The following is an 8,593-nucleotide window of genomic DNA, read 5'->3' as shown; positions in this document are numbered from 1 at the left end:
ATAGAGCCTTTTTTTGGATTTTTGAAAGCTAATTTAGGTTTCACTCGAATGTCAGTTCGAGGAAACTCAAACGTGCATAACGAAATGGGATTTGCGTTAATGGCGGTAAATATAAGAAAACACACCGCCATTAACACTGAAAAGGGAACATTTTCACCTGAGGATAGAAAAAATGCTTGCGTTTATCTTTTAATGATAAACACAAGCATTTTTATTTAATTGAGACTAGTTTATGTCCCAGCCTCTTTAATTATAAGATTACGTATGCTGATTTTTTGTTATATAAGTTAAAACATCTTTTTCCGTGATTGTTAATAATGCATCTTCTTCGTCCATGAAAATACGATCTGATTGAATCCTAATTAATTCTTCAATCATATTTCGAATAAATCGACCATTTCCATCTACATGAACACAATATTCAAAAATATAGTCCTTCAAAGCACGATTTCCCGCTTCATTTAAGTGGAAGCCACTATCAGCAATAACCTTTAATGCAATTGCAAATAACTCTTCTGTCGTATAATCCTTAAAATGTAGCGTCTTCGTAAAACGAGAATGAATCCCTTCGTTCATCGCTAAAAAATTCTCCATCGATTGTTCGTAACCAGCTAAAATAACGACAATATTTCCGCGATAATCTTCTATTAATTTAATTAATGTATCTATTGCTTCCTGTCCAAAGTCGTTCTCTCCACCTTGTGCTAAAGAATAGGCTTCATCAATGAATAAAACACCACCTAGTGCTTTACGGAAAACTTTTTCCGTTTTTATCGCTGTTTGACCAATATATCCCGAAACTAAATCAGATCTGGATACCTCTACCAAATGCCCGCGTTTTATTATATCAATACTCTTAAATAAATCTGCAATTACCCGGGCAATCGTTGTTTTTCCTGTACCAGGATTACCGGTAAAAATGAAGTTCAATGATTGCTCATGGTTAAAAACAGGGTTCATTTCTTTTCGTTTTTTATTAATTAACTCTTGACGATATAGAGTGCGTACCATTTCTTTTACATGATCTAACCCTATGATAGGTTGTAGCGCTTGTTCTAAATCAAATGGTTCCTCTTCTTCTAGGCCGAAATCATCCATTATTAACACATTTAAATCATCTTCTGTTAATGTGTCATTCTGCATGAGACGCACAGATTGTTTCGTTATCGCTTCCTCCACGATTCTTCGAGCTAGCCTTCCATTTCCACTATCTGTTTTACCTTTTATTTGATATCTTTCAAAATAGGATGGAAGCATTTCTTTTACTTTAGAATCAATCATATAACCTTGGTTGTTAGCTACTAACGTTGCTATTTCAATAAGTTGTGCAGTAGAGTAATCACTAAAAAAGAAGTTATGTGAAATTCTCGATTGTAAACCTGGATTCATTTCCATTAATTCATCCATCTCTTCTGGATAACCTGCAAAAATGACAACAAATTTGCCGCGATAATCATCCATTGCCTTTACTAAAGTATCAATGGCTTCTTGACCAAAGTCATTTTCTCCTCCTCTTGCAAGTGCATACGCTTCATCAATAAATAATACTCCACCCATTGCTGCTTCCACTTTGCCCATTGTTTTTGTCGCAGTATGTCCAATATATTCTCCAACAAGTCCAGAACGATCAACTTCTACTAGTTGTCCTTCAGATAAGTAATCAATAGCCTTTAAATATTGTGCCAACTTCCTTGCTACCATCGTTTTACCTGTACCTGGATTTCCTTTAAATAAAATATGCATGGATATTAAATCAGAATCAAGACCTCGTTCTATACGTTTCGTACGATTCTCTAAATAAAACTTCAATTCCATTAATGACTGTTTTACTTCTTCTAAACCTATTAAAGAAGCTATTTCTTCTTCAATTTTTTGTAAACTTTTCCCTTTACCTTGTGGCATGAAAAGAGGGATATGATTCTGTTCATTTTTAATACATACCTTTTCCATATCATAAACAAGTTCCCACTGGTCTTTCACTTGATCTACATGTTGAATAAAATAATCATTTATTTTTTCAAAAACTTGATAGGCAAAATCGTTTAAAGAAACTGCCCCACCCGCTTTAAAAGTAGAAGATGCAATAGATTGGAATGTTTGTAAATCTATAGAAAGGTCGATTCCTAAGTTATTTCGAGATAATTTTAAATAATGATCAAAAAACATCTTGAATAACTTTAAACTTTCATCGTTGGATAAAGATTCTATTTCATATAAAGTTTTTATTTTCGCTTGGCTTGTACTCGTAAATATTTTTAATGCATCATCTAATGTACGGTTTGTATGGAAAATAAGAAATTGCTCTTTTGCTTCTATTGCATTAAAACTTTCACTAATAAGTACACCTTCGACTTTTTGTAATGTACCATTTCGGTAACTATAACGCCCATCTAACTTAATACATCCTTCAGAAACTAATTGGTTCATTTGTAAATATAAGTCTTGTGGACATTGGTCGATGTTTTTAAATACCGTGACCTGACTATCATGATGAAAGGCATGGTACATATCTAATAAAAAGGAATGTAACATATTGCTACCTTCATGGCTGTATTGAGCTAAATCGATGACCTCTATTTCCTTTTTATTTATTAATTTATAGGAATAAGCTTGTTCAAAAAATGTTTTTATAGTTGTTTTCACACCTTGGCTCGGTTTACTAGATAATAAAATTACATCTTTATAGGCAAGTAATTGTTGCTCATTTAATAAAGATTTCTGTAACATATTAGATAGTAATTGAATAAGTGGTTGTAAGCCTGTTATCTTTTGTTCCACGTTTTTGACGATCCGTTCTACCACTCTTCGGTTTCTTTCCAATGGAGTAAGACTATCTGTATTTTGCTCGATAGTTGTATTACGAATCTTCACATGCAATGCTTGTACATTCATATCATTCGGTCTTCTTCGCATTAACCTTTTACATAAAGTTTCAGCTTCATCTACTAATCCAAGATTCAAAAACTCTTCAGCAATATAAATTTGTGCTTCTATATCTTGACGTAATTCTTTACTTTTAGAAACATCTTTTAAATACTGTGTTATATCATTGTTATTATCTCGTTGCACATTCAATTGATTTTTTATTTCTTGTACTTTACTTTCTTGTCCTTGGAACAAATAAATCACTCCTATATTGTTTCCTTATAAAATAAAGAGACTAGGACACTCATATGTAGGAAGATGAAATAACATAGTAATTACCATACTAGCCATCTCTTCATATTACTTACACCATATAAGAGAATCCGCATGACACGTTTGTTACTACTATGTATATTTCATATCTACCTTTTTGTTTTGTCCTAATCTCTTTTTTGTTAACTAGTTGGCAATTTATCCACGAACTTTTTGTTTTTTACATATATTGGCTGTCTAAATTTAACCCAACCAAGATAAGTAAGTCCACCAGATATAGCCATTGCAATGATACTAAAATCACCTAGTGCATTTAAAAACCATATAGCACCAATTATAATTAAAATTAAAAATTTAAAATTATATGTATATTTTAATGATCCTTCAGCAAGCTGATGAAGATGAAGTACATCGTTTCTCGTCTCGTTATCCTTGGCGAAATTGAGTGCATGTCCTAAAGTTTGTAAAGCTGTATGAATTAAGTCTTTACTTGTGAAGTAGAATTCATGGCCTCCATTACTGTAATTCACCTGTGTTGCACATTCGTTTTGAACTTTTTTTACATAGGAAGAAGCTAAAATTTGTTCCCCATTCTCAGTTATAGTTCCTTCTTTTACCATATTCTCTAATAAGTTAATCGAATCTTGATAATATCCTTGAATAAAAGAATAACGTGCGCTTTCTGTTCGATATAGTACATTATTTGGCTCTATACTTAACGCTTTATTCAGAAATTCTATCGATCTCTTTAGTCTTTCTTGATAATTCATATCTGTAGAATCATGGTAAATTACACTCGCAGTATAATGATGATGTGCTTCATTTTCTTTTAAAGAAATAGCGTGTTCTATTTCATATCTAGCAGATGCAAAATTATCCCAAGAGTAGTTTGCAATGGCTAGTTTATGCCATGCATAAGGGTTATTTGGTAACTCCCTTACTAGCTGTTTGGCAACCTCAATCGCATCACCATAATTTTGCTGGTCATAATGAAAATCAAAACGCTTATACAGTTCATCAATATGCCTGTCATGGTCAGAAGCCTGTGCTTCTTGTGCTCCTTGCGCTTGTTGTGCGTTATTAGCCTCTCTTTCTTGTTCCATTAAATCTGCATCATACGCAACACGTCTATTTTCATCTAACAAGGTATCTTGAATTTCTTGCATAAGCTCCATCATTTCTGATGCTTCTCTTTGTTTTTGTGGATTTGGTGCATTTACTCTTTTTCTCCACTTATTAATTTCTGCAATGACTCTCTCTTGAATTTCATTTGCCGAAGCATCCATGTTTAAGCCTAATACTTCATAATAATTAATCAATTTATTCCACCTCTATTGCTAATATTACTTCTTTTTTCTTTTCCATTTCTACTTGAGTAATATTTGATTGACGTTCTATCACCATTTCTCCTAAGTCTTTGTTGTTCGTTACATCTTCTGCTACTACATTTACAATTCCATTTTTGTCATAAGAAATGGTAATTCTAATAGGCGAATCTGCCGGCAAGCCCGGTGGTAAATCTAATACACTAGTTCCAATAATATGTACATATTCTGGATCTGTATCTTCCCCTTCTGTAATACGCATTCTAATTGCTTCTTGGTTGTCCGCTACTGTATAAAAGACTTGCGAGGAAGAACACGGTATTTCCGTATTTCTATGTAAAATTATGGCGTTTATTTCTATACCCTCATCTGTCGTTATTGTACCTAAACTATGTGAATTAACATCTTTTACAATAATATTTTGTCTAGTTGTTTCGATCTCACCCATATCTATGAGAGATGCTTGTACAGCAGCTCCTAACGCTACTACTTCATCTGGATTTAATTCCTTAGAAGGACTAATCCCTGTAAATGATTCAATCATTTCTGTAATCATTGGCACTCTAGTAGAACCACCTACTAATAATACTTTATCGATATCGTTCCACGTTAAATTTGCCTCTCGTACTGTATCTTCCATCACAATTTTCGTTCTATTTAGTAATGGATTAATTAATTCATTGAAAAAGTCTTTTGTAATTTCTACCTTTAAAGAATGTCCTGATGACGAAACTGGCACAACATACTTCGCTCTTCTCGATAAGGATCTCTTACATTTTTCAGCATTTTCCCTTAGTTCTTGCATTGCATCGTCGTCATCATATAAGTCAACACCTGTTTCATCTTCAAACACATTAATAACATGATCAACAATAGCGTTATCAAAATCAAAACCACCTAAATTAGAATCCCCGTCTGTCGATAACACTTTAATTTCATTGTTCGTAATATTCACGATACTTACATCAAATGTACCGCCACCTAAATCATAAATCGCAACATTTTGGTCTTTCATTTCATTATCTAAATGATAATAAGCTAATGCTGCTGATGTAGGCTCGTTAATTATTTTCAACACATTTAACCCGAGCATTTCTGCCGCTTCTATCGTAGCGTTACGCTTTGCATCATCAAAGTAAGCAGGGACTGTTATAACGACATCATGAATTTCTTCTGATAACTCCTGCTCAGCATCTTGTACCAATTTCTTCAATATGATTGCTGATGCTTCTACCGCATTAATCATTTTATCTGAACCAGGCAATGGTATTTTAAAACTTGGATTTCCCATTTGTCGTTTCACAAATTGAATCGTATCATCAACTTGTGTCACAGACGCTTCCTTAGCTACCTCTCCAACAATAGCCTTATCACCTTCCATTAATATTACCGACGGAGTTGTTCTTTCTCCCTCACAATTCGTTAATATCTCTGCGACACCATGTTCGTTCATATATGCGACAGCCGAATTAGTAGTTCCTAAATCAATTCCTACTCTCATACTATCTCCTACCTTTGCAATCATTTTATCTATATAGTGCGTTATCCAATATTATATTCATATATGTTAAAATTTTCTATATAAAAGGTAAAATATACTCATTTTTCTCCGATCTCAGACTACTAAAATTGAAATTTTAGGTCCTTTTATATATCGGCTTGTCCCATCATGACAACTAACAATAATTTATAATATGATACAATGTACATAACATCTTATCATTATGTAAAGGGGAAAAAATAATGATTACTGAAACAGATTTCACATTTTTAGAACGCTCTGTTCAATTAGCAAAAATAGCACTTGAAAAAGGAGATGAACCATTTGGTTCTGTACTCGTTTCAAAAGATGGTGAAGTATTATTTGAAGACCACAATCACGTAGCAGGTGGTGACCATACACAACATCCTGAGTTTGCAATAGCTAGATGGGCGGCAAACAATATGACAGAAGAAGAGCGTACATTAGCTACTGTATATACTTCTGGCGAACATTGTCCAATGTGTGCAGCAGCTCATGGTTGGGTCGGATTAGGTAAAATCGTGTATGCTAGTTCATCTGAACAATTAGCAGAATGGTTAACAGAATTCGGAGTCGCACCGAGTCCCGTTAAAAATTTGCCGATTCAAGATGTTATTCGTGATGCAGAAGTAGTTGGACCTGTTAATTCATTAGCTAACATCGTAAAAGACTTACACCGTCAATTACATCAAAAATAAAAGAAGGGATTTCGGCATATAACAGCTGAAATCCCTATTCCTATCAACTATTCTCTCGTAATTAACTCCTGTTCAAACAATTCACGGTCTTCAATCATAATACGAATTTGACCATTTGGTGTATATTCATAAAAGATGATCCCCGTTTCATCAACCCAAAATTTACGATGTGTATCAATTTGTTCGAATCGTTCTGATAACGTTTCTTCTAAAGCCTCTTTCGTACGATTATGTTTATTTGGCTTTACAAAATAATGGGCACGGATTAATAAGTCTTCATCTGGTCTCGCATCATCTATTTGATCTGAAAATTCATAGCGTACTTCATATACTGTCATATCTAGAAATTTTAAATTTTCAATTCGCTTACCATTAATATGTGTAACAGTCGTACCATCTTCTTCATAAAGCGATACATAATCATTTTTTTCAAAGTCATTTTCTGCCGCTTCTAAATGGTCAATTACGACTTGCATCGGTTTTCTTATCTCTGTTTCTTCACTAACATCTATTTTCGTTAAGTGTAATTTTGCAACAACATCGTTTGAACATCCTGTCATAAAAATCAAACAGACAAACGATATAAGATAAAACTTCTTCAATGAGCATACCCCTTTATCCTTAAAAAATCCTTCTACCTATTTGCCCATAGTCCTTATACTACTATCTTAACATAAAATTCTTTTCCTATAAGAAAATATGCAATAGTTTTAATACCCATTTTTCGTGGTACATAAAAAGGGAAGAAGAAAACTAAATAAAAGACTGTTTATATGCACCAATTATATTTTTCTTACTTGATCATCATAATAAGAAGGATTTATCCAACCATACTTCACAATCACAACTACTTCTGTACTTTTAGTCATTCACTATTAAGTTATCCATAGCATATTCTGTAAACTTTAATTGTAGCCAGTACTATAGGCATATTTTTTGAAAAGAAAAGGGAACTATCGTATCATTAAGTTGTAAATAGTTAGACGTCTAACTATTTCTAAATTGAAATATATGAAGGGTGGTAAATATGGGTAGAGTTGATCAAAAAGTAGCGTTATTAACAGGAAGTGCTTCTGGAATTGGGCTCGCTTCTGCAAAATTGTTAGCAAAAGAAGGGGCTAAAGTCGTCCTAGCAGATTTTAATGAAGAAGGAGCTAAAAAAGCTGCAGCAGAAATTAATGCACAAGGTGGAGAAGCGGCAGCAATTTTCTTAGATGCTGCAGATGGTGAATCCATCAAATCAGCAATTAATTTCACTATAAAAACATTCGGTAAGATTAATATTCTTTTTAATAATGTTGGATTAACAAACATTCAAAAAGACTTAGATGTCGTTCATATTGACTTAGAGGAATGGGACCGTTTATTGAATGTTAATTTAAAAAGTGTCCTGCAAGGATGTAAATACGCTATTCCGCACATGATTGAAGCTGGTGGTGGTTCCATTATTAATACTGCTTCCATGGCAGCATTTGCTAGTGATGCAATTCGTGTTGCATATGGCGCATCCAAAGCTGCTGTTGTCAATTTAACAAAATATGTAGCCACACAATATGGAAAAGATAATATTCGTTGTAATGCAGTTGCACCGGGATTAATTTTAACGCCTGCTGCAAAACGAAATATGTCAAAAGAATTATTAAATACATTTGCAAAATACAATGCTTTACCATATCACGGTGAAGCAGATGATATAGGATATACTGTCTTATTTTTAGCATCCGATGAAGCTAAATTTATTACTGGACAGACCATTCAAGTAGAAGGTGGTCATTATTTAGGTAACCCTACCATCCCAGACTTTAGAGACATGTCGAAAAATTAAAATGTCTTTTCATGATGATTGAATTATTTTGTTCCGATACATTATGGTGGGCTGAATGAAAGTAAGTATTATCATTTGGTTACAT

General features: G+C 33.4%; 6 protein-coding genes and 1 pseudogene. 3 read left to right on the top strand and 4 right to left on the bottom strand.

The genetic code is table 11. The features are described 5' to 3' along the window. Window positions 1-219, top strand: a pseudogene (locus tag SPD45_RS11040) (IS5/IS1182 family transposase); the annotation flags it as partial. A gap of 39 nt (window positions 220-258) precedes the next feature. On the opposite strand, the gene SPD45_RS11035 reads toward SPD45_RS11040, so the two are convergent. From SPD45_RS11035 to SPD45_RS11025, 3 genes are all read right to left on the bottom strand, one after another. Then, entirely contained in the window at window positions 259-3,120 is a 2,862-nt protein-coding gene (locus SPD45_RS11035; RefSeq protein WP_336267811.1) for an AAA family ATPase, read from the bottom strand. 200 nt (window positions 3,121-3,320) lie between these two features. Then, window positions 3,321-4,457: a J domain-containing protein gene (locus SPD45_RS11030; RefSeq protein WP_336267810.1), complete on the bottom strand. Its 1,137-nt coding sequence runs from the start codon at window positions 4,455-4,457 to the stop codon at window positions 3,321-3,323. A gap of 1 nt (window position 4,458) precedes the next feature. Then, window positions 4,459-5,964 carry an Hsp70 family protein gene (locus SPD45_RS11025; protein ID WP_336267809.1) on the bottom strand — a complete coding sequence of 502 codons (1,506 nt, stop codon included), beginning with the start codon at window positions 5,962-5,964 and terminating at the stop codon, window positions 4,459-4,461. Window positions 5,965-6,206: 242 nt separating this feature from the next. Between SPD45_RS11025 and SPD45_RS11020 the strand changes: the two genes are divergently transcribed. Next, window positions 6,207-6,683 carry a nucleoside deaminase gene (locus tag SPD45_RS11020; protein WP_336267807.1) on the top strand — a complete coding sequence of 159 codons (477 nt, stop codon included), beginning with the start codon at window positions 6,207-6,209 and terminating at the stop codon, window positions 6,681-6,683. Between the two features lie 47 nt (window positions 6,684-6,730). Here the strand turns inward: SPD45_RS11020 and SPD45_RS11015 are convergent, their stop codons facing one another. After that, on the bottom strand, window positions 6,731-7,285 hold the full coding sequence (locus SPD45_RS11015) for a hypothetical protein (RefSeq protein ID WP_336267806.1): 555 nt from the start codon (window positions 7,283-7,285) through the stop codon (window positions 6,731-6,733). A gap of 425 nt (window positions 7,286-7,710) precedes the next feature. Between SPD45_RS11015 and SPD45_RS11010 the strand changes: the two genes are divergently transcribed. Next, window positions 7,711-8,508, top strand: a complete 798-nt coding sequence (locus SPD45_RS11010; RefSeq protein ID WP_336267804.1) for an SDR family NAD(P)-dependent oxidoreductase — start codon at window positions 7,711-7,713, stop codon at window positions 8,506-8,508. Window positions 8,509-8,593: the final 85 nt, after the last annotated feature.

The sequence above is a fragment of the Pseudogracilibacillus sp. SO10305 genome, from assembly GCF_037072005.1.
GTDB classification, from domain to species: Bacteria; Bacillota; Bacilli; order Bacillales; family Amphibacillaceae; genus Pseudogracilibacillus; species Pseudogracilibacillus intestinigallinarum.
Note: the sequence above shows the minus strand (reverse complement) of the source record. Positions and strands in the feature narration are given on the sequence as shown.

What these genes read in the sequence shown, in the direction of transcription:
- SPD45_RS11025 (WP_336267809.1), bottom strand. Translation starts at nt 5,964, where the DNA reads ATGAGAGTAGGAATTGATTTAGGAACTACTAATTCGGCTGTCGCATAT.
- SPD45_RS11020 (WP_336267807.1), top strand. Translation starts at nt 6,207, where the DNA reads ATGATTACTGAAACAGATTTCACATTTTTAGAACGCTCTGTTCAATTA.
- SPD45_RS11010 (WP_336267804.1), top strand. Translation starts at nt 7,711, where the DNA reads ATGGGTAGAGTTGATCAAAAAGTAGCGTTATTAACAGGAAGTGCTTCT.